General features: G+C 59.7%; 21 protein-coding genes, 2 pseudogenes and 1 riboswitch. Of the genes and pseudogenes, 10 read left to right on the top strand and 13 right to left on the bottom strand.

All coding sequences use genetic code 11. The features are described from left to right. Positions 1–408: 408 nt before the first annotated feature. Positions 409–771 (top strand): hypothetical protein, encoded by a 363-nt coding sequence (locus ACRY_RS19505; protein WP_155856324.1) that lies wholly within the window; start codon positions 409–411, stop codon positions 769–771. A gap of 66 nt (positions 772–837) precedes the next feature. Here the strand turns inward: ACRY_RS19505 and ACRY_RS02055 are convergent, their stop codons facing one another. The 9 genes from ACRY_RS02055 to ACRY_RS19525 form a co-directional block, all read right to left on the bottom strand. After that, complete coding sequence (locus ACRY_RS02055; RefSeq protein ID WP_011930816.1) at positions 838–1383, bottom strand: recombinase family protein; 546 nt, start codon at positions 1381–1383, stop codon at positions 838–840. Between the two features lie 80 nt (positions 1384–1463). Next, a complete protein-coding gene (locus ACRY_RS19510) occupies positions 1464–1805 on the bottom strand; it encodes a hypothetical protein (RefSeq protein ID WP_196796263.1) in 342 nt (113 codons plus the stop codon). A gap of 509 nt (positions 1806–2314) precedes the next feature. After that, positions 2315–2446, bottom strand: coding sequence for a hypothetical protein (locus ACRY_RS20325; protein ID WP_263854665.1), 132 nt, complete (start codon positions 2444–2446; stop codon positions 2315–2317). Between the two features lie 72 nt (positions 2447–2518). Continuing rightward, on the bottom strand, positions 2519–2698 hold the full coding sequence (locus ACRY_RS19515) for a hypothetical protein (protein ID WP_043508973.1): 180 nt from the start codon (positions 2696–2698) through the stop codon (positions 2519–2521). A gap of 235 nt (positions 2699–2933) precedes the next feature. Further along, positions 2934–3404 carry a GNAT family N-acetyltransferase gene (locus ACRY_RS02065; RefSeq protein ID WP_011930818.1) on the bottom strand — a complete coding sequence of 157 codons (471 nt, stop codon included), beginning with the start codon at positions 3402–3404 and terminating at the stop codon, positions 2934–2936. A 45-nt stretch (positions 3405–3449) separates the two neighbouring features. Next, a riboswitch (SAM-I-IV-variant riboswitch) is annotated at positions 3450–3559 on the bottom strand. Positions 3560–3809: 250 nt separating this feature from the next. Then, entirely contained in the window at positions 3810–4196 is a 387-nt protein-coding gene (locus tag ACRY_RS19520; protein WP_155856327.1) for a hypothetical protein, read from the bottom strand. 72 nt (positions 4197–4268) lie between these two features. Beyond that, entirely contained in the window at positions 4269–4664 is a 396-nt protein-coding gene (locus ACRY_RS02075) for a hypothetical protein (protein ID WP_155856328.1), read from the bottom strand. A 2-nt stretch (positions 4665–4666) separates the two neighbouring features. Further along, positions 4667–6574: a TraI/MobA(P) family conjugative relaxase gene (traI, locus tag ACRY_RS02080; RefSeq protein ID WP_011930820.1), complete on the bottom strand. Its 1908-nt coding sequence runs from the start codon at positions 6572–6574 to the stop codon at positions 4667–4669. Further along, positions 6571–6852 (bottom strand): plasmid mobilization protein, encoded by a 282-nt coding sequence (locus tag ACRY_RS19525; protein WP_050751083.1) that lies wholly within the window; start codon positions 6850–6852, stop codon positions 6571–6573. The genes traI and ACRY_RS19525 overlap by 4 nt, the downstream gene beginning before the upstream one ends. 260 nt (positions 6853–7112) lie before the next feature. On the opposite strand from ACRY_RS19525, the gene ACRY_RS18730 reads away from it, so the two are divergent. The 4 genes from ACRY_RS18730 (at position 7113) to ACRY_RS02100 (ending at position 10706) form a co-directional block, all read left to right on the top strand. Further along, the gene (locus tag ACRY_RS18730) at positions 7113–7466 is read left to right on the top strand and encodes a hypothetical protein (RefSeq protein ID WP_155856330.1); all 354 of its coding nucleotides are present in this window, start codon (positions 7113–7115) and stop codon (positions 7464–7466) included. A gap of 16 nt (positions 7467–7482) precedes the next feature. Beyond that, the gene (locus ACRY_RS02090) at positions 7483–9297 is read left to right on the top strand and encodes a type IV secretion system DNA-binding domain-containing protein (protein WP_011930823.1); all 1815 of its coding nucleotides are present in this window, start codon (positions 7483–7485) and stop codon (positions 9295–9297) included. Then, complete coding sequence (locus ACRY_RS02095; RefSeq protein WP_011930824.1) at positions 9281–9850, top strand: hypothetical protein; 570 nt, start codon at positions 9281–9283, stop codon at positions 9848–9850. The genes ACRY_RS02090 and ACRY_RS02095 overlap by 17 nt, the downstream gene beginning before the upstream one ends. Before the next feature lie 229 nt (positions 9851–10079). Further along, complete coding sequence (locus tag ACRY_RS02100) at positions 10080–10706, top strand: recombinase family protein (RefSeq protein WP_011930825.1); 627 nt, start codon at positions 10080–10082, stop codon at positions 10704–10706. 27 nt (positions 10707–10733) lie between these two features. On the opposite strand, the gene ACRY_RS20075 is transcribed toward ACRY_RS02100, so the two are convergent. Continuing rightward, positions 10734–11249, bottom strand: a complete 516-nt coding sequence (locus ACRY_RS20075) for a metal/formaldehyde-sensitive transcriptional repressor (protein WP_011930826.1) — start codon at positions 11247–11249, stop codon at positions 10734–10736. A gap of 290 nt (positions 11250–11539) precedes the next feature. On the opposite strand from ACRY_RS20075, the gene ACRY_RS02110 reads away from it, so the two are divergent. From ACRY_RS02110 to ACRY_RS02125, 4 genes and pseudogenes are all read left to right on the top strand, one after another. Beyond that, positions 11540–12913 (top strand): NRAMP family divalent metal transporter, encoded by a 1374-nt coding sequence (locus ACRY_RS02110; RefSeq protein WP_011930827.1) that lies wholly within the window; start codon positions 11540–11542, stop codon positions 12911–12913. Between the two features lie 27 nt (positions 12914–12940). After that, the gene (locus ACRY_RS02115; RefSeq protein ID WP_011930828.1) at positions 12941–13237 is read left to right on the top strand and encodes a hypothetical protein; all 297 of its coding nucleotides are present in this window, start codon (positions 12941–12943) and stop codon (positions 13235–13237) included. Positions 13238–13257: 20 nt separating this feature from the next. Further along, positions 13258–13974 carry an MgtC/SapB family protein gene (locus tag ACRY_RS02120; RefSeq protein WP_011930829.1) on the top strand — a complete coding sequence of 239 codons (717 nt, stop codon included), beginning with the start codon at positions 13258–13260 and terminating at the stop codon, positions 13972–13974. A gap of 52 nt (positions 13975–14026) precedes the next feature. Further along, positions 14027–16633: pseudogene (locus ACRY_RS02125) on the top strand (Tn3 family transposase); the annotation flags it as partial. Between the two features lie 45 nt (positions 16634–16678). Here the strand turns inward: ACRY_RS02125 and ACRY_RS02130 are convergent. From ACRY_RS02130 to ACRY_RS02140, 3 genes are all read right to left on the bottom strand, one after another. Next, on the bottom strand, positions 16679–19669 hold the full coding sequence (locus ACRY_RS02130) for a Tn3 family transposase (RefSeq protein ID WP_011930831.1): 2991 nt from the start codon (positions 19667–19669) through the stop codon (positions 16679–16681). Between the two features lie 99 nt (positions 19670–19768). After that, on the bottom strand, positions 19769–20977 hold the full coding sequence (locus ACRY_RS02135; protein ID WP_011930832.1) for an IS256 family transposase: 1209 nt from the start codon (positions 20975–20977) through the stop codon (positions 19769–19771). Positions 20978–21119: 142 nt separating this feature from the next. After that, positions 21120–21713 carry a recombinase family protein gene (locus ACRY_RS02140; protein WP_011930833.1) on the bottom strand — a complete coding sequence of 198 codons (594 nt, stop codon included), beginning with the start codon at positions 21711–21713 and terminating at the stop codon, positions 21120–21122. Positions 21714–21974: 261 nt separating this feature from the next. On the opposite strand from ACRY_RS02140, the pseudogene ACRY_RS19530 reads away from it, so the two are divergent. Further along, a pseudogene (locus tag ACRY_RS19530) lies at positions 21975–22343 on the top strand (Tn3 family transposase); the annotation flags it as partial. Positions 22344–22407: the final 64 nt, after the last annotated feature.

The following is a 22407-nucleotide window of genomic DNA, read 5'->3' on the forward strand; positions in this document are numbered from 1 at the left end:
TCGCCGGCGGCCTGTGTGGCGACTATGTGACGACTTCCCGGGGATTTCCGGGGATGTTCCATAATACGGAATTCTGGGAGAACCAACAATGGGACTTGAGCCGACAATAAGACCAACAACTGAATGTGAGATCAAAGAGAATGGAAACTGGATCAAGGTGACGGTCGCAGAGGCGCTTGAGATACAGGGACAGAAGCGCTGTATATCATGTCATGGCCCTGTGAGAGCTCATAGGGCAGGTATTGGAAGGGCCCATATCGAACATCTTAGACGACATTCAGGCTGTCCTCGAAGCGATGCATATGACGGACGAGGCATTACCCTACATCCATATGCCTTAGATTAGCACAATTCATAATGTGAATTCTGGGGGGCGAAATTATTTAATCAATCAACGTCGGTGACGAGATGATAATATTTCCATCATGGCTAGCCTTTATTTCATTTTTAATACCGCTATTCACGATTTCCGGTTCGGCTATTGCTTTTATAGTAAAATTATTTATTGATAGATCAGATAAAATTCATAATAGATTTTTTGATTTATTGAAAATAATTGATTCAAAAGAACCGATAGCAACAAAAATGGGCGCTGTGTACGAACTTAGGAATTTTCCTCAACATAAAGAATTCATAATACGCTTCTGTGAAAGCCAAAATTCTAATATAATAGGATCTGATACGGCAGTTTCAGCTTTACGCGCTGAGATGGATTCCACAAAAATTGCAATGCAAAAAATAAAACCAAAGTTTTTTAAAAATCAGGAGTGATGCACCGAGCCGGCCCGTAGGTTTCATGTTCACCTTTCTGGTGCGGAAGTCTGGAGCAGAAAGGCGTCAGTCTGCGAGCCTAGAAATCGTGCTGTGGCTGACGTTGTAGGAGCGGGCGATCTCGCGGACGGCCTCGCCGGCGTCGCGCCGGCGCAGGGCTTCCTGGCGCTGGTGCAGGGTCAGCTTCGGCTTGCGGCCCATCCGAACACCGCGGGCCTTCGCCCGTTCTCTTCCTTCTCCGGTCCGGGCCCTGATCAGCTCCCGTTCGAATTCCGCCAGGCCGCCGAGGACGGTGAGCATCAGCCGGCCGTGCGGCGTTGTGGTGTCGGCCCAGCTGTCACTGAGGGAGCGGAACCCGGCACCCTTCTCGGCGATGGTCGCCAGCGTGTTGAGCAGGTCCCGGGTTGAGCGGGCGAGACGGTCGAGCCGGGTGACCAACAGGGTATCGCCGGCCTCGAGCCGATCGATCGCCTTGCGGAGCTGGACCCGATCAGTGCGCGCGCCGCTGGCGGTTTCCTGGAAGACCTTTCCGCAGCCGCCGGCCTTCAGTTGCATGACCTGAGCGGCCACGCTCTGCCCGTCGGTGGAGACCCGTGCATAGCCGTAAATCATGCCGATATTATGCACCGGACTTATGCAACAGAAAACCCCGCTTCCGGCCTATGGGGTGGGTCTGGTGCGAAATTCATGAATTACCGTCCGATCTGGATATAGGAAAAGCCGGTAACGTATAGAAGTTTTCCTGACCAAAATAATCCATGGTCATCATCGTCATATTGACCGTGATCTTTTAAGCCATTACCAAAAATCTCAAATGAAATTTGTTTTATTTCTTTTATATGAACATAAAACTCATCAAATGATTGTTTGTTTATTTTTATACTGAAATCTATTAATTCTTCAAATCCTTTTATTTGATCATAAAATCGAAGATGGCCTAATGCTTGAAATTTTATTTCATTCCCATTTTCATCTAAATCTGTTACTTCAAAAAAATTATCCTTTTCTGAACACTCAATATTTACAGTAGCCATATTTCTGTAAATCCCATTTGGAAGATATATTTCATATTTTGGCCTGGTTCGAAGAATTATGATAGAACTGTTATCGTTATAGCTTATATTTTTAATATATCTTGATTCGCAGACATCTTGAAAAATATTACGTTTTATCATTTTTTGTGCTCTTTATTGTTGGTCGATCAAATCTCTTTTTCTTCGAGGTTGAGGTGTTTTCATCTTCCGGTATTGGGATACCCTTACCAATACACACAGGACATAATCGACCATCCTGCAATTGTCTGCTGCCACCACACCAGTCACATATAGATTTTATATTCTGCATCATCCCAGAATCCACATTATGGAACTTTGCCGGAAGTCCCCGGAAAGTCGTCACATAGTCACCACACAGGCCGCCGGCGAACCCCAGAGTAACCCCGCCAAAGAGACTGTCAAAGCACCCCGCCACAAGCGGGACAGGGCGGAATCAATACTTGTTAGGCCGGATCCAAAGGCTCTAGGCGGAGCCGCCAGGGCTGCGGCTATTTCTTGCCCTTGGGTTTCGGTTTTGCCTGGGACAGGTCGGACGCCGCGACCTTCTTTTCCGCCTTGGTTGATTTCGGATCGCTCAGGATCTTGCCGGCTTTCGACGCCGCCTTCTTGCCAGTCGCCATAGCTGTCACCTTCCGGGTGGTTTCATGACGGCACCGATATTAGCCGATCAGGTCGGCTGGAGGCACCAGGAATTAGTCCGCATCCTCCTCTTTCGGCAGGGACCTCCTGAGCTTGTCGAGGTCACAAAACATGGCCGAGAGGAGATAGTCCGGCACCTCCTCGATGTAGGCGGCCCGGCGAACAGCACGAACCGCCGCATCGGCCGCGGGGAACAGATTGTCGTTGGCCGGAACAGGAGGTGTTTCTGGCATCGGTGCCTCGCAGACGAACGGCTCTTCTAGCTGGGTCGATCCTGGGCCCCGTGCCAGATGCGAAGGAGCCGCACAGTGTCCGGTGTTACATCGACCTCATAGACGAACATGTGAATTCGCTGGACGGTCGCGGGTGGCGCAGGGGAGGCGGCAGTGCGTTGAACTCTCCCTGGCTAAGACGCAGAAGCCAAGCGCGCATGTCCTCGTGGGTCACGTAGCGCGGATCCCTCGGCTATTATCTCATTAGCCATCTCTCAAAGTACAAATTGATTGGGTTGGCAACGTAGGGGCCATACGCCGGGCACGGAACGAATCCATTCGCCCGATAGAGCCTCTGGGCATCTGGAAGAAATTCCGTGGTTTCCAGCCTCAGAACCGACAGCTTGGCGGTCAATGCCGCTTCCACAACGCGCGCCAGGAGCCTACTGCCTATACCAGTTGTTCGTACCTCGGTGACAACATACATGCGCTTCACCTCCCCTGTACCGTCCTCGAACACCTGAAGCCCTGCACAGCCAACGGCTTGTCCGGCAATCCGCGCGATAAACATTTGCGTGTCGTCGTGTGCTAACCGATCAATTGGAGAGCCGTGATTCCTTTCCACCCCGCAGACCCGGTTTAAGAAATCGTCCAGAGCAGTTACCAAGTTAATCAGGTCCGGGGACCTTGCATCGGCCAGCTCAATTTCGATTCTATCGACAGTCATTCTCATCCTCTTTCTTGAAGAGAAGAGCGCATGACGCCGTGGTGGCTTGTCCCGTTTAGTTGCCGGACCGGCCACATCTTCTTCCGAAGGAAGAAAGCCACCTTGCTCGGGAAGCAGGTTGGCGCTGGGCGTCGGCCCAACTCTTGATGCTGAAGGTGACGATAGCCGGCAATATCGAACTGGGCAAGCACCTCAGTTTGAGGAATAACACGTGACCGTCCTTGGATCGTATCGGTCTTCCACGAAGACCAGCCAATTCTCTTTTGGAACAGCTTTCTTTGCCATGTGGATGTTTACACTTTCGAGTCAGGGATAAACGGCCGAAGAAGAGGCGGCCAACCCTGGCGACCTACGAACCGCATTGACCGCGCAGCGTGAAGCGGCGGAGCATCCATAAAGCATGATTCATGGTCCATCCGCCGGCGGCTCCGTAATATGGAAGCCGATGCGGTTCGGTGTCTCGTTCAATTTCGGTAAGGCAGTGAGCAAGATGCTTAGTTGCGAAACGTGTTGGACGAGGCGTTGCGGTTTTCCATGTTCATTCACCCCCTCAAACACCAGAATATCCATGTTCAAATTATAAAATTTGAGAATATGAAAGCAGGTATTTCCTGGAGCTCCAACAATAATTCCACCGACCTCTTCTTCGTCAGTAAGCATCGATTCGAAATCTGCGATTTCTTCGCCTAAGCGTTCAACAGCTTTTTCGGCGGGATTTCTTGGACCGAGTATTGGCACGGCCGGAGGCGCGAAGGCGTTTATGTGATTAAGGACCTTAGGAAGATCCGCCATCCCGCAACCTTTCTCGATTCGCCAGCAAAAACTTACGATAATGGTATACTATTCTAGCCAGATGCACGACTGCTAATGGTGGTCCTGCCACGCCATAAGCTCATCCGCATAGGCGTCACAAAAGCCGACCACCGCCCCTCCACGCACCACATAGACCAACTTTTTGTAATCTGGTGCGAAAGCAGTCATGTCCTTGTGCATCGCCCGGCAAAACACCGCGATCGTCCACGGCGCTTGATCTGACGCCCGTGCAATCTCCCCGCTCTCGGTGATCGGCGCAGTGCGGGCATCCCCTATGGTCCAGATTGCCGCCGGACATCTGGCGCAGATACAGGGCAAGGCGTTCTCATTACCCCCTAGATGGGCAATCGCCGCCTGCGCTACGGCGCTCCGATACTCCGCCGCCTCGCCCGGCGTCTCCCTGTCGTCCGGCGCAACTGAAAAGCCTTCTTCGTCGTCGTCACCCATCTCTAGAACCTCATCCATCCGCGTCCGCGTTGCTTTTCCTGGTCGCGCTGCCGTGCCACAACCGCCGCCACAGAGGGGCGGCGGACCTCGTAATCTTTCTGCCGCCGCACCTGGCTACGTTGCTGCGCCTGTTGGCCGCGCTGCATCTCATATCGCTGTTGCGCTCGCCGATCCTCGAACTTCACAAACAGGCCACGCTGAGCGGCAATGTCGGCCGCCCGCTCCTTGAACTGCCGGTTCCCGGTAATCCTCACATTCCCGCCGCGCTTCGCCGCCTGCAAGGCAACACCAAGAGCTATAGCCTGATCGCTCGCTCGCCCCTTACCAACAATCTTGATCTTGTCGCCCTTGTCGATGACAGCGGCTTTTCCGTCGATCTTGTATTCCACGCCACCCAGAAACCAGCGACGCCGCCACTGAACACCGGCCGTTACCCCATCATTGCGCGTCGGCGCCTGCCGGTCGTTCGCCTCCAGGCGTTCGCGCACCGGCTCCGGGGTCCGGCTCTTGGCGTACTGCCACGCTCTAAGCTGAGACTGCGCAGCCTTATCCCCCGCCTGGGCCTGGTCAATCACCCACGCTTGCCACCCAGGGGGACGGCTCGCCTTACGCTGCTCCGCGAGGCTTTCGCGCAGCGCATCCCGCCGCTCCATCGCCCTGAAAGCCGCAACGCTCTGTGCGACAATTCGCTCCTGGGTGCGTGGCTTCGTCCTCCGCCTGATCAACTCCCGCTCGGCCTTAAGATCGGCGCCGATCTGCTTGTAGCGCTCCGCCACCCATTTCTTATCAGGGGGGGAGTATTTCTTTGCCCATGCCCGCTTTTCCTCCTGGTAGCGATCCCACAACACGGCGCGCGCCTGCTTGCGTTCCTCCGCCTGCCGCGCCCGTCTCTCCTGCGCCGCGGGATCGTCCCGCCGGTAGGGCCGCGCCTGCTCCCGTGGCGTCTCCTGCCCCTGTTGGGGGATTTCTTTTACCGCTTCCTTCTCCGGCTGCTGCGGCTCCCTGTGCCGGGAATAGATATTCTCCGCGATACCACGATCGCCGGGGGACCACTCGCCTAATCGCTCAAGCCGATCCCTGTTCTCCTTGCCGGAAAACACGGAGCGAAAGGCATCGCTCGCTTTTACCCGGTTCTGCCCGTCCGTGACGGTGAAGCCGCCTTTCGCCGCCCGTTCCAGTTGAAGGCCATGCCGCCCAAGCGAGTACTGCACGTCTGCCCACGTTGCGTCATCGCCTCTCAATATCTGGCGTAGCTCCTTCTCCGCCCCGGTTGATTTGACGTAGCTGAATAAGCTCTCCGAGTAGCTATGCGACTCCATGTTCGCCGCCCGCTCCGGCTTGCGCTTCGCCTGCTGGGCTTCACGCTCAACGGCTGGTGTCGGGATCGCCTGGCCCCGCTCCTTGCTCCACTTCATCAAGCCGGGTGTCTCTCGCCATCCCTGCGCGGCCTCGATCTCGCGCCCTGCCTTGTGCAAGCTCCGATCGACCCATTCCGGCGCTACCGCGCGCCCGGTCTCCGGATGAACACGATTAATCAGAATGTGCAGGTGATCTTGCTCCGTCTCCTTATGGAGAACGGCAATCCATTGATGCTCGCTCATGTCACGCCCATCGCGGGACAGGTTCTTTAAGACCGTCTCAACGGCATCCCGTTGCTGCCGTTCTGTCGGATGCTCATCGGCCTGCCACGACAGAACAACGTGCATGGCTGGCTCTTTGCACCCCGGACACGTATGCGCCACGGCTTCCATCTCCACCGCTGCCGTGCGGGCATCCAGCACACAATCGGCCGTCAACGTCTTTCCGCGTTCGCCGCCTTCCTTTTCGATATATTTGGCCACGCGGTTAAATACAGCCGCACCGTTCGCGCGCTTGCCTCCCCCCCGCGCCGATATGTTCTTGGGAATCATGCCGCGACCCGCTCTGCCGCTTCGCGTAGCGCGGCCAACGCGGTTCTGAGGTCGTCGGGATTGCCAACCTCTTCCAGCGCCAGGTGTTTCACCAATCCACCCAGGCGGCGAAGCTCATTGAGCGTCTGAATATCCGTCAGGGCACGACGCGCAACCACGCGGCGGCCGAGCGCCCGCCGCCTGATGTATTCGCTCAATGTGATGCCAGCCGTCTCTGCCGCCGCCTCAAGCTCCGCCCGCTCGGTCGGCGTAAGCCTGACCTGAAAGGGGGTGGTCATTTGCTCGGTACGGCGAGGGCGCGGCATCTTTCATCCTTGGCGTCAAACGGGGGTCTCGGGGGCTTGCCCCTGAGCAAGAACCGCTAGGCCCTTTGCGGAGCATCCCGGCAGGGATGCAGAGTAAAGGGCCGGTGCACCTAGAAACTCGCAGAAGTTTCGTAGTGCAAGCGGCATCTTGCCTTCTTAGTTAACAGAAATTTTTGTGGCTTTATAGAGAAAATCATGCCAATGATCTTAGGTGGAGTAACGGAGGTCTGATCGTGCCAAAGGTTGTAAAGAATTCCCTGACCGCTGCTGATGTCCAGGCCATCGCAGAAAAGCTCGATCAGCTCGAAGAAAAGCCGCGCCCGCTATCAACGCGGGAGATCATCAACATGCTCAAGCCAAAGGTGGCCGCTCTTCGCGCGAAGGGATATTCATTCGACGAGATAGCGGCAGAGTTGACGAAGAACGGCATCAAAATATCCGGGCTATCGCTCAAGTCATATACCGGAGCCAAGAAGCCCGTGAGAAAGCCGGTTGATAAAAAATCCACCGCTCCGGATCAGTCAGAAGACAAATCGCCAGAGCCGCCCGCAGGCGACAATATGACGCCAAAGAAAAATATCTCTTGAGCGGCTCGAGCTTAAAATGCTGAGCATCAAACCAAGCACAAGCAACGCTGTATATCGCGTGGCAATGGGCTTCACGATGATCTACGCGGCGCTTCTCACCTTCGGTTTCTGGTTCGCCTGGCTAAGGGCGGAGTCCGCCTATCTGTTCATCCTGCAAAGTTCGGCAGCATCGATCATCGTTAATGTGGGTCTGCCGGCAATCGCCAATATGGCCCGGAATCAGGTGGAACGGCGACAGATTTTTCACCGAGCGCTCTCCCTCGTCGTGGTGCTTGGCATCGTCAATTTTGCGGGCCTCTACTACGGCTCGAAATATCTATACGAAACAGGTTTCCCCGGCTGGGCCGCGTGGTTCACCACGATATTGGTAGCCGGGATGGTAACGCTCCTGGCAACCTTCATCACGCTGGGAGCCCCATCGATTGAAAAACAGATCATGGAAATTCCGCCACATATCGGCGCGCTCAGGCCAGGTGAAAAATGGCTGAGGGGAGCGAAGATCGAAGCCGCGCCGCAAGGACAGATCATTGATCGCGGGCGTCTGTCGGTCGGAGGAATTCCTCTGGAATGGGATCGGGAAGTCCAGCACACCTTTCTCAATGGCGCGGCCGGTACGGGAAAAACCCAAGTCGCCGAAGGTTTTTTGCGGGCAATTCGCGAACGCGCACTGCTCCCCTATATAAAAAAATCGCCCCGCGTGATTATCCTCGATCCGGGCGGCGCATATTATAGCCGCTTCGGACAGGACGGGGATGTCTTGTTGAACCCGTTCGATGCCCGCTCGGTGGCATGGTCACCATTCGCGGAGATAAAAAGGCCGCAGGACTTTAATCGGGTAGCTGCGGCTTTCGTGCCCCTTGCGGAGGGACCAAATAAGGAATGGTCTGAGTTCGGCAGAAAGACTATGGCCGACACGATGCGGGCGATGGTCAGGAATGACGAAAAAAGCCCGCAAGAGCTATTCCGCCTTCTGGATGGATCGGCTGAAAATCTCGCATTCTATCTGAACAACGCAGAGATTTATGGCCTTACAGGCGAGGAAAACATGAAGATGTTTTCCAACGCCAAGGCGACCATCGCGCCGAATATCGAGATATTTCAATATCTGAAACCGGACGGCAATTTCTCGGTGCGGGATTGGTTACGCAAGGGCGATGAGGCGAACGACTCCGGCTGGCTGTTCATCACCTACCGCGACGATCAGATGAAGCTGCTCCGCCAGTTCGTCGCGGCCATGGCCGATCTGGCTATCCTGGAAGGGCTGAGCTTGCCCTCCAACGAAGGGCTGCCGGCCGAGGAACACCGCCGCCTGTTCTATTTCATGGACGAGCTGGACTCCATCGGCGCGGTGTCCGAGCTGAAAGACGCGCTCATAAAGCTACGAAAATTCGGCGGCTGTTGTGTTCTCGGCTTGCAGACGATCTCACAGCTTCGCGCCGTCTACGGCAGAGACACGACCCGCGCCATCCTCGGCAACGTCGCGACCAATGTTGTCTTGCGCCCGCAGGATGGCGAGACTGCCGAAGAAATGGAAAAGCTGCTCGGAGATCAGGATATCGAGCGCGAGACGGTCACCTACTCCCAAAGCGCCGGCAATTCGCGCTCCGGCATGTTCGGTAATGGGCACTCCAACACATCAACCGGGCGAACCGCCAACCAACAAAGGCAGATCGTCACCCGCAAATGCGTGCTGGCCTCCGAGTTGCAGAACATGGAAAACCTGCACGGCATCCTTATGCGCCCCGCGTCGCCGCATCACCCCTTCACCCTGGATTACGTGGAGATGCCCCGGATCAACGCGCCGTTCGTAGAGCATGAATATGCTGGCTAATCGGCTCGTCCGCTGGGGCATCACCGCGATTATCGGGCTGATCGCTCTCCAGCTCGCCCTTGGCATCCTCACCGCACTCATCCCCGATCTGTGGTGGTTCCTGCTGTTGGTCGATGCCGGGTTCATCGTCTGGCGGATTGTCGAGGTCTGGCCGCACGTCAACACAACAACGCAAGGCATCGCACCGGGGCAGGCGGCGCCCCAGCCACCATCCCCGTCGCCCCTGCCGCGCATCAATGTGCCGCAAGCAGCGCCCCGGCAAACCGGCAGGCAGGCCATCGCGGAACTCGAATCCATGACCGGGCTGCACTCGGTCAAGAAGGAAATCAACACGCTGATGGCCCGGCTCGAGGTCGAGAAAAAACGTCGCGCCCAAGGACTGAGCGTCTCGCCCATGTCCTTGCATATGATTTTCACCGGCCCGCCCGGCGTGGGCAAAACCGTGGTGGCGCGAAAGCTCGGAGCAATCTATCAAGACCTCGGCGTGCTGAAAAAGGGCCATGTAGTCGAAACCGAGCGCGCCGGCCTGGTGGGGCAGTATATGAGGCCATAGCATCGGTTGTTCGCCAGACAACGCTAAGGGTGAACCAAGCAAGAACGCCACAAACTCTGTAAGAGGCCAATCATCGGGTGAGTCCATTCACGACAAACACTTCTTTTTCGTGAGTGCGACCGTCCCGGTGTCGCAGCGGCATTTTATCCACGACAAATCCGCAAAAATCTATTGACAGAAAATATTCTATTCGAACAGTTTTCGTGAACTAATTCGATAAGGAACGGCTATGTCGATGGTGGGGTATGCACGGGTCTCCACGCGAGAGGAACGACAGATATTCGATCGCCAGATGGATGCTTTGACGGTTGCCGGCTGTGAGCGAATTTTTGAAGATCGCGGCAGCGGAGCGCGTTCGGATCGGCCCGGTATCAAGGCTTGCCTTGACTATCTCCGGCGCGGTGATGTCCTGGTCGTCCTGGACCTCGATCGGCTGGGGCGACTTGCCGGCGAACTGATCGGGCTGGTTGATGACTTGGAAGCACGCGGCGTTGGCTTCCGCGCCCTGAACACCGCCTTTGATACAACAACGCCGGCCGGCCGGGCTTTCCTGCAGATACAGGCTGCATTTGCGGAGATGGAGCGGAACGTCATCAGACAGCGGGTGCGAGAGGGAATTGTAGCGGCCCGCGCAAGAGGCCGTAAGGGCGGCCGGCCCCGTATGATGACAGCCGAGCGTTTGCGATATGCTCAGCATCTGATGGCAGATTCCACGCGCAGCATCCCGTCCATATGTCGGGAGTTGGGCGGCATCCCGGCGAGCACGCTTTATCATTATGTGCAAGCAGATGGGACATTGAAGTCGCCTGGTATCAAATTGTTGGGGGCCGACCCTGTCGCCATTGGGGCGGTTTGATCAGAAATTCAACCTACGTAATTCAACCTACGTCAGGTAGGAATGAACCACACCGATCAGTTCCTCCGCCGCCTGAGCGCGATCGGTCTCCTGCTGCTTTGGATCGACGATATGCTGGCGGATATGGTGTTCGATCACGGTGCCGATGAACCCGTCCAACGCACCGCGGCACGCCGTTGCCTGCTGCAACAATGCCGTGCATCGCGCATCCGCGTCCAGCGCCGCCTGCATCGCCTCGACTTGGCCGCGAATGCGGCTGAGCCGGTTCACCAGCTTGCGTTTTTCCTTTTCGGTGTATTGCATCGCCTCTTGACCAGATACTATGGGGGGGGTATATGGCACGGATAGCTGCGGAAGGCGAATTTCCGCGGTTTTGATCAACCAACTTTCCAAGGACCCCATGAAACCGCGATCGACCAGCCAGCCTTCGGAGGACGATAGTAAGCGCTTTTCGCTTGCTGTCCGTTCAACCGTGGGATGGACGATTGCCCGGGCCGGATACGCGGCTGGAGTGATGCGCGCAACGCGCTGAACCCCGCCCATCCCTCCCGGGTTCCAGCCAATGCTGACCAGGAGGAGGGATCACGATGATCTTCTGCAGAAAACGAACTGATCGGCCGTCTTCGCCGATCAGGAGTAACCCATCGAGTGACGCGGCATTCCCCCGCCGTCGGCTTGTCACCTGTTGGCGCCCCGACGGTTCGGGGCGGCTCGTGACCTATTGGAAAGTGGTCGCGGCACCACGCGGCGAGCCTCCCGGCTGAATCCGGTCCGGATCACCGTCAACTTCCGCATCATTCCCACCTCACATTTGCCGATCACGGAGACATGCCATGTCCGCCGAAACCGATATCCTGATCTCACCAGAAACGGCCCGCATCACCTTTCCAGAGGGTCTTGAAGCCCGGCTGCGCGATCGGCTGCGCATTCAGCGGCTGCGTATCGGCAAGCAGAGCCTGGGCAGCCGCATCGCCCTTGGCCTTGCGTTGGTCGGTCCTGGCCTGCTGGTTATGCTCGGCGACAACGATGCCGGTGGCGTCATCACCTACGCGCAGACCGGCGCCACCTACGGGTTCAGCCTGTTCATCCCGCTGATGATCCCGCTCGGCTTCATCGCCTATCTGGTCCAGGAAATGACCGTCCGGCTCGGCGCCGTCACCCGCCGCGGCCATGCCGAGATGATCTGGAAGCGCTATGGCGCGTTCTGGGGCGCGTTTTCGCTGATCGATCTGGTAGTCGCGAATATCCTGACGCTGATGACCGAGTTCATCGGCATCCGGGTCGCCAGCGCGATTTTTCATATCCCTTACCTCGTGACGATTCCCGCCGCCTTCGTCTTCATCGTCAGCATTCTGCTGTTCCTGAAATACTATAGCTGGGAACGGATTTCGCTGTTCGTCGCCGCGTTCAACCTCGTCTTCGTTCCGCTCGCATTGATGTCGCACCCGGATTGGGGCGCGATCGGCCGTACCTTCACGGGAGCGGGCTGGGCGCTGCCGGGTGGGCTGTTCTCCGCAGGATTTCTGATCCTGGTTTCGGCGAATATCGGCACCACCATCGCGCCGTGGCAATTGTTCTTCCAGCAATCCTGCGTGGTGGACAAGGGCCTGCTGCCTAGGGACATCGCCGCGAGCCGGCGCGACCTGATGCTCGGCGTGATCGGGATGGTAGTTGTCGCTACCTCGATCATCGTGATTTCTGGGCAATATTTGCACGGGCTGCCGAACGCAGCGTCGCTGGATGACCATTCGGTGCTTGTCGATATCGGTTCACAGCTCGGCCACGGCGCGATGGTGATCTTTGCGCTCGGCCTGCTCGAAGCCGGCCTGATCGCCTCGATCGTGATCACCGCCAGCACCGCCTGGGCGATCGGCGAGGCGCTCGACGTGCCACGCTCGGTCAATATCTCGCCGCGCCAGTCGCTGTATTTTTATGCGCCAGCGATTCTTGGCACGGCGATTGCGGCGAGTGTGCTGATGCTGCCGCACGTTCCGGTCGGGTTCCTCAACCTGACCGTCCAGGTGATCGCGACCGTGTTCATGCCGGCGGCCATGCTGTTCCTGCTGATGCTGCTCAATGATCGGGAATTGCTGGGCGACCACGTGAATTCACCGCTCCGCAATATCCTGTCGGTCGGGGTCATGGTGATGCTGATCGCGTGCAATGGCCTCTACGGCATCGCGACCGTATTTCCCCATGCCCTTTGAAAATTCTGCGCTCAGGAGCAGAAAGTCATGAAACAGGACAATAGTTTTCCCGCCAGTGAGACCCGTCGCGCGAAAGGCGTCAGCCGGATACCGGTGTCGCGCGCGGCCAGGGCCAGTCAGCGCGACCTCGACCGCGCCGCCCATGACCGCAGTGCCGACATCGCCGCGATTGCCCGCGCGGAAGGCTGGTTGACGCCACTCGTGCCGATCGAGCGGGTTGCTCTGCGGCCCTGGCAGCAGACCGTGTTCTGGGGTCTGCGCCTCTATATCGGCGTCATGCTGATCATCATGGGCTGGGGATTTCTTCACGTTGCGGGGGGATAGGCTGATCAGCGAGGTTTTGAATGACCGATTTATCCCAACCGTTTCCGGTTCCATTTCTCACGACAGTCGGTGATTTCGCGGTCGCCTTCGTGCTCGGCACCCTGATCGGTGCCGAACGCCAATGGCGGCAGCGCTCCGCCGGCCTGCGCACCACCGTTCTGGTCGCCCTCGGCGCCGCCGCCTTCGCCGATCTCGGGGTTCGCCTCGCCGGTCCCGCCGGATCGACCCGCGTGGTCGCCTACATCGTCTCCGGCATCGGCTTTCTCGGCGCCGGCGTCATCCTGAAGGAGGGCGCCAATATCCGCGGCATCAACACGGCGGGAACCCTCTGGTGCTCGGCTGCGGTCGGCGCGTTCTGTGGCTGCGGCTACTCCGCCGAGGCCACCTTGCTGACCGTTTTCATCCTTGCCGGCAACACGCTGCTCCGTCCCCTCGTGAATTACATCAACCGCCGGCCGATCGACGCGCGCGCCACCGAAGCGCAATACGCGATCCATGCGCTGTGCGACCCGGCCGACGTGTCGGATGTGCGCGACCTTTTGTTCTCCGAACTGGAGGCCGCACACTACCCGATCCGCGAGATCGCCACCCTATCCGACAGCGAGGAACTGGTTGAACTGGCGGCAACCCTGGTGCCCACCAACGCCAAACCCGACGAACTCGATGCCGTCGTCGCCGCACTGGAAAAAGCCGGCCCGATCAAGACCGCAACCTGGACCGTCAGCACCACGGCCTGATCGCGAGTTCCTGAAGCGAAAATCACTTTGTTGCCGGAAAAGGGAGGATTGATTGGCGCAAAGAAGATTGCTGACAGACGAAGAACGCCATGTTCTCCTTGGTGTACCGACCGATCCCGACGGCCTGGTGCGGCACTACACCTTTACCCGGTCCGATCGAAATTTCCTTCTCACGCGCCGCGGTAAAGCCAATCAGCTCGGTTTCGCGGTTCAACTCGCACTTCTGCGCCACCCCGGCACGACCCTGTCTTATATTGCCGGGTCCGTCGCCGCACTGGTGGCCTGGCTGGCTACCCAGCTCGAAATTCCCCAATCGGCATTCGAAACCTATCAACGTCGTCCTCAGACGATGACCGACCACGCTCAGATCCTTGCGACGACCCTCGGGTTGCGCTTGCCCAACAAAGGCGATTTCGCCTCCATGATCGACGCCGCATCACTTGCCGCATGGGGCACTGACCGCGGGCCGATGATCGTCAAGGGCGTCATTGCCGACTTGCGCGCCCGGAAGATCATTCTCCCGACCACGGGTGTCATCGAGCGCGTGGCGATCGCCGGTCGTGCTCGCGCCCGCAAGCGCACCGCGGACGCTTTGGTCCAAGGGGTGTCGCCCGATCAGATAACCCGGCTTGACCCGCTGCTCATCGTCGATCGTGATCTCGGGATGACGCCGTTCGGCTGGCTGAAAGATATGCCGACGTCTCCGAAACCTGACAACATTCGTGGCCTGATCGAGCGATTGCGCATGGTACGCAGATTCGCGATATCGCCTGACGTGGCCAGGCAAGTTCACGAAGACCGCTTTCGCCAACTGGTGCGCGAGGGGCGGATTACCGATGCCCACCAGGTGGCCCGCTACGCGACACACCGGCGCCGTGCGATCATGGTCGCGGTGCTGATCGATCTCGAATCACGCCTGATCGATGGCGTGCTCGACATGTCCGATAAACTGATCGGCGGCATGTTCGCCCGCGCCAGGAAGTCCAAGGAGCGGCACTATGTCGCCAGCACTAGGGATGTCGGCCGGCTGATGCACCTGTTCTCCGCGACGATTGAGGCGCTTGCGACCGCTCATGAAAGTGGCCGTGACGGCTTCTCGGTTGTCGATGAGACCGTCGGCTGGACAAAATTGCAGCGCGTCCGCAGCGAGGTTCGGGCATTCGCCGAATTCACCGAGGAAGACCCGCTGATCCGGGCATCAGATCGTTATGCGACGCTGCGCAAATTCGCCCCAGACATCATTGAAGCCTTGGCGTTCAAGACGGCACGATCCGATAGCCCGTTGCTTGCGGCGATCCGGTTACTCAAAGACCTCAACGAGACCGGTCAGCGTCACATTCCGGCGGATGCGCCCATGCCGTTCCGCAAGGAATGGGCCAAGCTCGTGCAGGGCGGCGACCGGCCGAACCGGCGGCTCTACGAAACGGCCGTGTTCGCCACGCTGCGCGGCAAGCTCCAATCCGGGGATGTCTGGGTCGAACGGTCATCGAACTATCGTCGGTTCGACAGCTACCTGATCGCGCCGGAGGCCGTGCCGTCGATCGCCACTGAGTTGGGTTTGCCGGCGACGGCCGATATCTGGATCGCCGCCCGCGGCCGGGACCTCGATCAGCGGCTCAAGCGATTTGCCCGCCGTTTGGCACGCGGTGATCTCGAAGGCGTCGAATGGCGCGATGACCGCCTTCATATTTCCCCCGTGAAGGCGCTCACGCCTCCGGCCGCTGATACTCTTGCGAGCGAGATCACGGCCTTGCTCCCCTACGCCCGGATCACCGAAATACTCCATGAGGTGAACCGCCAGACGGGCTTTGCCGCGGCGTTCACCAATCTGCGCACCGGCGAGCATTGCGACAATGAAAATGCCCTGCTCGCCGCCATCCTGGCCGATGCAACCAATCTCGGCCTGACACGAATGGCGGCGGCCAGCCAAGGGGTGACCCGCGACCAGTTGATCTGGGTCGCCGACGCCTACATCCGCCCAGAAACCTACAAGGCGGCGCTCGGCCGGATCATCGATGCGCACCATAGACTGCCAGTCGCTGCGTTATGGGGCGCCGGCACAACGTCATCATCGGACGGCCAGTTCTTCCGATCCGGCAAACGGGGCGAGACCGCCGGCGATATCAACGCCCGCTATGGTGCTGATCCTGGACTTGGGTTCTACACCCATGTCTCGGACCAGCACGCGCCCTACAATGTTCGGGTAATGTCGGCGACCAGCCACGAAGCGCCGTATGTGCTTGACGGGCTGCTCCACCATGGCACCAGCCTCAAGATCGATACCCACTACGTCGATACGGGCGGTGCCTCAGATCACGTCTTCGCTCTCTGCTCCATGCTCGGGATCCGCTTTTGCCCGCGGCTGCGTGATTTCCCCGATCGCAAGCTGGCCAGCATCGAACCTGTGACGGCCTACAAGAATCTTCAGCCGTTGCTGGGCCGGCGGATCAGGACAGACGTGATCCGTGAGCATTGGAGCGACATTGTCCGCTTGGTCGCTTCCCTGAAGGCGGGAGCCGTCGCGCCATCCACCATGCTGAAGAAGCTCGCCGCCTATCAGCGGCAGAACCAGCTTGACCTCGCCCTTCAGGAAATCGGCCGTATCGAACGGACCCTGTTCATGCTCGATTGGCTGGAAAGCTCCGACCTGGCCCGAAGTAACGGATCGCCCCGCGCTGTAGCATAAGCGGACAAAGTGGGAACATCAGGCTGCGTGGGTGGTCGTGTCGGGGATTGGCCGGAGCGGCCGCAATCCGGCATGGTTTTCCGTCGATTTCTGATTGGCGCTCCAGATGTAGTCGCCGGTCAGGTTCACATGCTCCCAGCCGATCGGCGAGAGATGTCTGAGGAGGGTTCCGGGCACATCCTCGACCTGGCGTAGGGCCTGTATGGCTTGCGCGAGATAGCGTGTGTTCCAGAGGATGATGGCGGTGACCAGGAGATTCAGGCCAGAGGCTCGATGTGTCTGGTTCTCGAAGGTCCGGTCGCGGATTTCGCCGAGCCGGTGAATGAAGACGGCGCGGGCCAGGCTGTTGCGGGCCTCGCCCTTGTTGAGTTCATGACTGCTTTCACGGCGCAGGCCCGGATCTTCCAGCCAGTCGAGGGTGAACAGCGTCCGCTCGAGACGGCCGAGTTCGCGCAGTGCCGCGGCAACGGCGTTCTGTCGTGGGTAGGCGGCGAGTTGTCGCAGGATCACCGACGCGGACACCGTGCCGGTGCGGATCGAGGTGGCGATCCTCAGGAGATCGGGCCAATGGGCGCGGATGAGATCGACGTTGATGCGGCCGGCGATCATCGGCGCGAGCGTCGGATAGGCTGCCGGTCTGGCAAAACTGTAGAGACGCCGGTCTTTCAGGTCAGGAATTCTCGGCGCGAATACGTATCCGAGCAGGGCGCACAGGGCAAAGACATGATCCGACACCCCGCCGCCATCGGTATGGTGCCGGTGCTGACGTGGCGGCGCATCGCCGTGATGATCAAGCAGGCCGTCGAGGACATGCAGGGCTTCGCTGGCGGTTGCGGCGATCACCCTGGTATGGAACGGCGCGTAGCGATCGGAGAGATGGGTGTAGAATTTCAGACCCGGTTCGGGGCCGTAGTGCGCATTGATCCGGCTCGCATCACGGCCAGAACCGCCGGCGCGGAAGAACTGCCCGTCCGAGGATGAGGCGGTTCCCGACCCGAAGAGGGCGGCGAGCGGCTCGCGGCTCTGGTGTTCGACCAGGCGGCGCAGCGCCAGGGCGTAGGTCTCGTCGCGGATGTGCCAGTCAGCGGTCCAGGCGAGCTGGCCCAGACTGGCGATGCTGCAGGCTTCGGCCATCCGGGTCAGGCCGAGATTGAGGCCATCGGCCAGCAGCCCCGCCATCAGCACCCGGGGATCAGCGGCGGCTTCGCCGGTGCGCAAATGGGTGAAGCAGTCCAGGAAGCCGGTCCAGCCGGCCACTTCCGTCAGCAGGTCGGTGATCCGGATGCGGGGCAGCGTGGCATAGAGCTTCGCTGCCAGCGCTTCGGCCTCGGGCGGAGTCGATTTTTCGATCGGCGTGATTCTCAGCACGCCCTTCTCGATCGTCACATCGGGAAGCAGCCCGCCCCGGGCACGGGCGTCGACCTCGGCCAGCCGCGCATCCAGCCAGGTCCGCCTGGTCTCGATAAAGCGATCGAAGTCAGTCTCGATGGCAACCGGAATGCCGGACGCTTTCTGCAGGACCTGCAGCGTCTCCCTGGAGATCAACCGCTCCTCGAAGGCCCGGTATTGCCGGCTGCCGGTAACCCAGACATCGCCGGCAGCAAGGCGCTGGCGCAATTCCGCCAGGACGCAGAGTTCGTAATAACGCCGGTCGATGCCGTGTGCCGTGAGGACATGCCGCGCCCAGCGCGGCCGGACAAAGGCGGTCGGCGCTGACTTGGGCAGCGTCGAGGCTCCCGCGCTGTTCATGGCGCGCAGCATGGCGATCGCGCGCATCAACGACGCCGCGGCGGGAACACCCTGAAACTCGAAAGTGGCCAGAAACGCCGGCGCCCAGCGCCGAATGCCGGCATAATGTTCGCTCAGCACCTCGTAGGGATCGAAATCTTCCGAACGAACCAGAGTTTCCGCTTCCATAACGGTCGAGCAGAACCGGTCCCAGGGTATCACCTTGTCAATCGCCGCGAAGGGATCGCCCTGGCCGGCGCGCGCGGCCATCAGGGCGGCGCCAATCCTCGCATAAAGCCGGACCTTCTCGTTGATCGCCCGGCCTTCGGCCTGGAACGCCCGGGCATGTCGGCCTTCCGCCTTGCGGAACATCGCGCCGATCAGCCGCTCGAACAGAGTGATCGCCTGATCCGTCAGGCGGGCCGACAGATCGAGATCGATCGCGGTGAGCACGGCATGCCGGCGCCGGCGCTCGTAGCCGGCAACATGCTGCACCGTGGTCCGGCCGGCCTCGCGAACAAGCTGGGCGAGCCGGGATTGATTGATCCGGTGACCGCGCGCCGGATCGATATCGATTGCCCGGATGTGCTCCAACCGCTCGATCACCCCGAGCATGGACGCCGGCTTTGCCGATTCCGGGATCTGGCGAAGCCAGGCCAGCCAGCTCTGGCTGGTGTCCAGGCGCCGCTCCGTCAACGCATCCAGCCGACGCCGCTGATCGGCGGACAGACCCGCGGTCAGCCGACGCTCGATTTCCCGGCGCGCGCGGTATCGAACCTCGATGCAGAGCCGCTCGAGGCGCGCCGGGGGCGGTAGAAGAATCCCGCGACCGCGGCACTCTTCCAGCACCAAAGCCGCCAGATCGACCAGCCGGTCGGCTTCCAGTGCATGCGCCAGCAGCCAGTCGGCAAGGTCTGCCGCCACGCGCGGCCCCCATGGCCGCAACCCGAGGCGATCCTGCAATGCCGCCGAATGCCGGCGTCGATTTTGATCCACCCTCAGATAAGCACCGAGGGAATCCGGCAAGACGTCGATCTGTGTGGCGACGAACGAGACCAGGGCAGGATCGGGTATCTCGCCGGCATGGAGCGGCCGGCCGGGATACCGCAGGTAACAGAGCATGAGAGCCAGACCGAGACGGTGATGATCGCCCCGCCCGCGCCGGATCATTGCAAGATCCGCAGCAGACAGCGTGTAGTGACGAATTATGCCGCGTCGATCAGTCAGCGGGTCGAACAGCTGTGCGATCTGTTCCCCGGTCAATATCCGTCGATGACCCACTGGTCCCTCCCTCCTGCCTGTTGAGGGCAGGAGACCAGCCGATCCGGGTCACGTCCGTCAACGTGGTGGAAATTATAGATGGTTTAAGGTGACCAAGGATCATTCGGCTGCGGTGGCGATCTGGGGTGGAAATACGTCGATTGCGGGCGGTGTAAGTTCGGCCATTGGCTCGGTCTGCATGTAGCGATTTTGTGTTTGCCACTCGTCATTCTGCTCGAGGAGCACGGCGCCCACGAGCCTGATGATGGCGGCTTCGTTTGGAAAGATGCCGACGACATCAGCGCGCCGCTTGACCTCCTTGTTCAGGCGTTCGATCGGGTTGGTAGAGTGGATCTTGACCCTGTGTTGCACGGGGAAGTCCATGTGGGCGAGGACATCGACCTCGCTATCATCGATAAATGCGGCGAGCTTGGGCCATTTGGCGCGGAACTGGTCGGCGGTGTGGCGTAGCGTCTGGCTAGCGCCGGCACGGTCAGGCTGAATGAAGGCTTGGCGGAGCGCCGCCGAGACCATGCTCTGCTGGCCCTTGCCGACATAGGCCAGGGCATTGCGCATCCAGTGAACGCGGCATCGTTGCCAGGACGCGCCCATGACGCGGCGGATTGCGGACTTGAGGCCCTCGTGCGCGTCGGAGATGACCAGCTTTACCTGACGCAGACCGCGGCGCACCAAGCTCTTGAGGAAGGCAGCCCAGAAGGTCTCGGCCTCGCTGGGGCCGATGTGCAGCCCGACGATCTCGCGCTTGCCTTCGGTGTTAGCGGCCACGGCGATTATCGCAGCCACCGAGACGATGCGCCCTCCCTCGCGCTGCTTGAGGTAGGTGGCGTCGAGCCAAAGATACGGCCAGTCACCGGTCAGCGGGCGCTCGAGGAAGGCGTTCACCCGCTCGTCGATATCCTTGCACAGCTTGCTCACCGTGCTCTTGCCTATGCCACTCAGCCCCATGGCCTGCACCAGGTCGTCGACGCGTCGGGTGGAGACGCCGCCAACCCAGGCTTCCTGGATCACCGCGACCAGGGCCTTCTCGGACGTCTTCCTAGGCTCGAGGAAGGGCGGAAAGTAAGAGCCCTGCCGCAGCTTGGGAATGCGCAGTTGCAGATTGCCGAGCCGGGTGTCGAGGGAGCGATCGCGGTAACCGTTGCGGTAGGTCGTCCGCTCACCAGTGCGCTCATGGCGCCCGGCGCCGATCAGGCCTTCCACGTCGGCCTCCATAAGCAGTTGCACTACGGCCTCCGCCACACTGCGCAGGAAATCTCCATCGCCGGCTTTCGCCAGCAATTCAGCCAAGGGTAGTCTGTCGTCGGTCATCGGGTCCTCTCGGGTTCGGGTGAAGCTTCGCAACTCCACCGTAGCCGCTCGATCCGATGGCCACCTAAACCCAGGCTCATGCGTTGGATCGGCCCCTCCGGCCGGCTACGCCGACCTCCGGCGCCAATCCAACGCACGGCAGTCAGACAATTTCCACCACAAGCGCAGACATTAGCCCGATCCGTGCCAGAGAGTCGACCAGCGTACTCCGCGAAATGCCGAAAGTGCGGCAGACCGACGCTTTCGTGGCACCAGCGTCCAGCGCCGCGATCACCGCCGCCAGCTTCTCGGCATCGATCGCCATCGGTCGGCCACCACGCCTGCCCCGCCGACGGGCGGCCGCCAGACCTGCCTGCACACGCTCCTGGATCAGCGAACGCTCGAACTGCGCCAGAGCGCCAAAGACATGAAACAGGAATTCCCCCTGCGGCGTCGTGGTGTCCATCTGCTCGGTCAGCGACCGGAAGCCGACGCCACGCGCCCTAAGGCTGTTCACCGTCTCCAGAAGATGCGGCAGCGACCGGCCGAGCCGGTCCAGCTTCCAGACCACGAGGCAATCGCCGGATTTCAGATAGGCCAGTGCCGCAGCGAGGCCCGGCCGGTCGCGCCGGCTGCCCGCGGCACGATCGTCGAACAGATGCCGCTCATCGACCCCGGCTCCGAGCAGGGCGTCGCGTTGCAGGTCGAGCACCTGTCGGTCATTGTCGGTCGAGACGCGCATGTAGCCGATCAGCATGTACGGAAATCCCCTTCGAGACGGTTTCCGTATATCATGCCATTCCGACTATGTTTTCCGTACATGATTCGGCACAAAATCTGGGACTTTTCGGCAGGTCTCGGACCACCGACGGAAAACAGGTGTTTTCCGTCAGCGCGCGATTCCGGCCTCAGAACCGCGCTCTCCGCTCAAACCCGCAGAAAACCTCGATCCCAACCAGTCAACGTTCCCACTTTGTCCGCTTATGCTACAGCGCAGGGCGTTTCGTTACTTCGTGCCGACCTGCGGCGCCGGTGCCATGCCGGGCTCAACAAAAGCGAGCAACGCCATGTCCTGGCCCAGATCATCTGCACGTTCAGACAGGGCCGCATCGCTGAGCGGGGCTTCGAGGCACAACAGTTTCGAGCGTCCGGCCTCAACCTCGTGATCGCTGCGATTGTCTACTGGAACTCGACTTACATGGCCGATGCCATTATCCATCTGCGGGCTACCGGCGCGACCGTGCCGGATGAATTGCTGGCCCATACCTCCCCGCTTAGTTGGGAGCACATCGGGTTTTCTGGAGACTTTCTATGGGAACGAGCCGCCAAGGCGGCATCCGGAAGCCGACGGCCTCTCAACCTCGGTTCACGCCGAATGACCGCATGAATCTTCCGAGTTCATCGTTCGTTCCCCCTTAGCGTTGTCTGGCGCATAACCGATGCTATGGCCA

This window comes from Acidiphilium cryptum JF-5 (assembly GCF_000016725.1).
GTDB classification, from domain to species: Bacteria; Pseudomonadota; Alphaproteobacteria; order Acetobacterales; family Acetobacteraceae; genus Acidiphilium; species Acidiphilium multivorum.

What these genes read in the sequence shown, in the direction of transcription:
- ACRY_RS02090 (WP_011930823.1), top strand. Translation starts at nt 7,483, where the DNA reads ATGCTGAGCATCAAACCAAGCACAAGCAACGCTGTATATCGCGTGGCA.
- ACRY_RS19515 (WP_043508973.1), bottom strand. Translation starts at nt 2,698, where the DNA reads ATGCCAGAAACACCTCCTGTTCCGGCCAACGACAATCTGTTCCCCGCG.
- ACRY_RS19510 (WP_196796263.1), bottom strand. Translation starts at nt 1,805, where the DNA reads ATGGCTACTGTAAATATTGAGTGTTCAGAAAAGGATAATTTTTTTGAA.
- ACRY_RS02140 (WP_011930833.1), bottom strand. Translation starts at nt 21,713, where the DNA reads ATGCTGATCGGCTACATGCGCGTCTCGACCGACAATGACCGACAGGTG.
- ACRY_RS02115 (WP_011930828.1), top strand. Translation starts at nt 12,941, where the DNA reads ATGAAACAGGACAATAGTTTTCCCGCCAGTGAGACCCGTCGCGCGAAA.
- ACRY_RS19525 (WP_050751083.1), bottom strand. Translation starts at nt 6,852, where the DNA reads ATGACCACCCCCTTTCAGGTCAGGCTTACGCCGACCGAGCGGGCGGAG.
- ACRY_RS02100 (WP_011930825.1), top strand. Translation starts at nt 10,080, where the DNA reads ATGTCGATGGTGGGGTATGCACGGGTCTCCACGCGAGAGGAACGACAG.
- ACRY_RS02135 (WP_011930832.1), bottom strand. Translation starts at nt 20,977, where the DNA reads ATGACCGACGACAGACTACCCTTGGCTGAATTGCTGGCGAAAGCCGGC.
- ACRY_RS02075 (WP_155856328.1), bottom strand. Translation starts at nt 4,664, where the DNA reads ATGGGTGACGACGACGAAGAAGGCTTTTCAGTTGCGCCGGACGACAGG.
- ACRY_RS19505 (WP_155856324.1), top strand. Translation starts at nt 409, where the DNA reads ATGATAATATTTCCATCATGGCTAGCCTTTATTTCATTTTTAATACCG.
- ACRY_RS02120 (WP_011930829.1), top strand. Translation starts at nt 13,258, where the DNA reads ATGACCGATTTATCCCAACCGTTTCCGGTTCCATTTCTCACGACAGTC.
- ACRY_RS02095 (WP_011930824.1), top strand. Translation starts at nt 9,281, where the DNA reads ATGAATATGCTGGCTAATCGGCTCGTCCGCTGGGGCATCACCGCGATT.
- ACRY_RS02110 (WP_011930827.1), top strand. Translation starts at nt 11,540, where the DNA reads ATGTCCGCCGAAACCGATATCCTGATCTCACCAGAAACGGCCCGCATC.
- ACRY_RS02065 (WP_011930818.1), bottom strand. Translation starts at nt 3,404, where the DNA reads ATGACTGTCGATAGAATCGAAATTGAGCTGGCCGATGCAAGGTCCCCG.
- traI (WP_011930820.1), bottom strand. Translation starts at nt 6,574, where the DNA reads ATGATTCCCAAGAACATATCGGCGCGGGGGGGAGGCAAGCGCGCGAAC.
- ACRY_RS02055 (WP_011930816.1), bottom strand. Translation starts at nt 1,383, where the DNA reads ATGATTTACGGCTATGCACGGGTCTCCACCGACGGGCAGAGCGTGGCC.
- ACRY_RS20325 (WP_263854665.1), bottom strand. Translation starts at nt 2,446, where the DNA reads ATGGCGACTGGCAAGAAGGCGGCGTCGAAAGCCGGCAAGATCCTGAGC.
- ACRY_RS19520 (WP_155856327.1), bottom strand. Translation starts at nt 4,196, where the DNA reads ATGGCGGATCTTCCTAAGGTCCTTAATCACATAAACGCCTTCGCGCCT.
- ACRY_RS20075 (WP_011930826.1), bottom strand. Translation starts at nt 11,249, where the DNA reads ATGGGCGGGGTTCAGCGCGTTGCGCGCATCACTCCAGCCGCGTATCCG.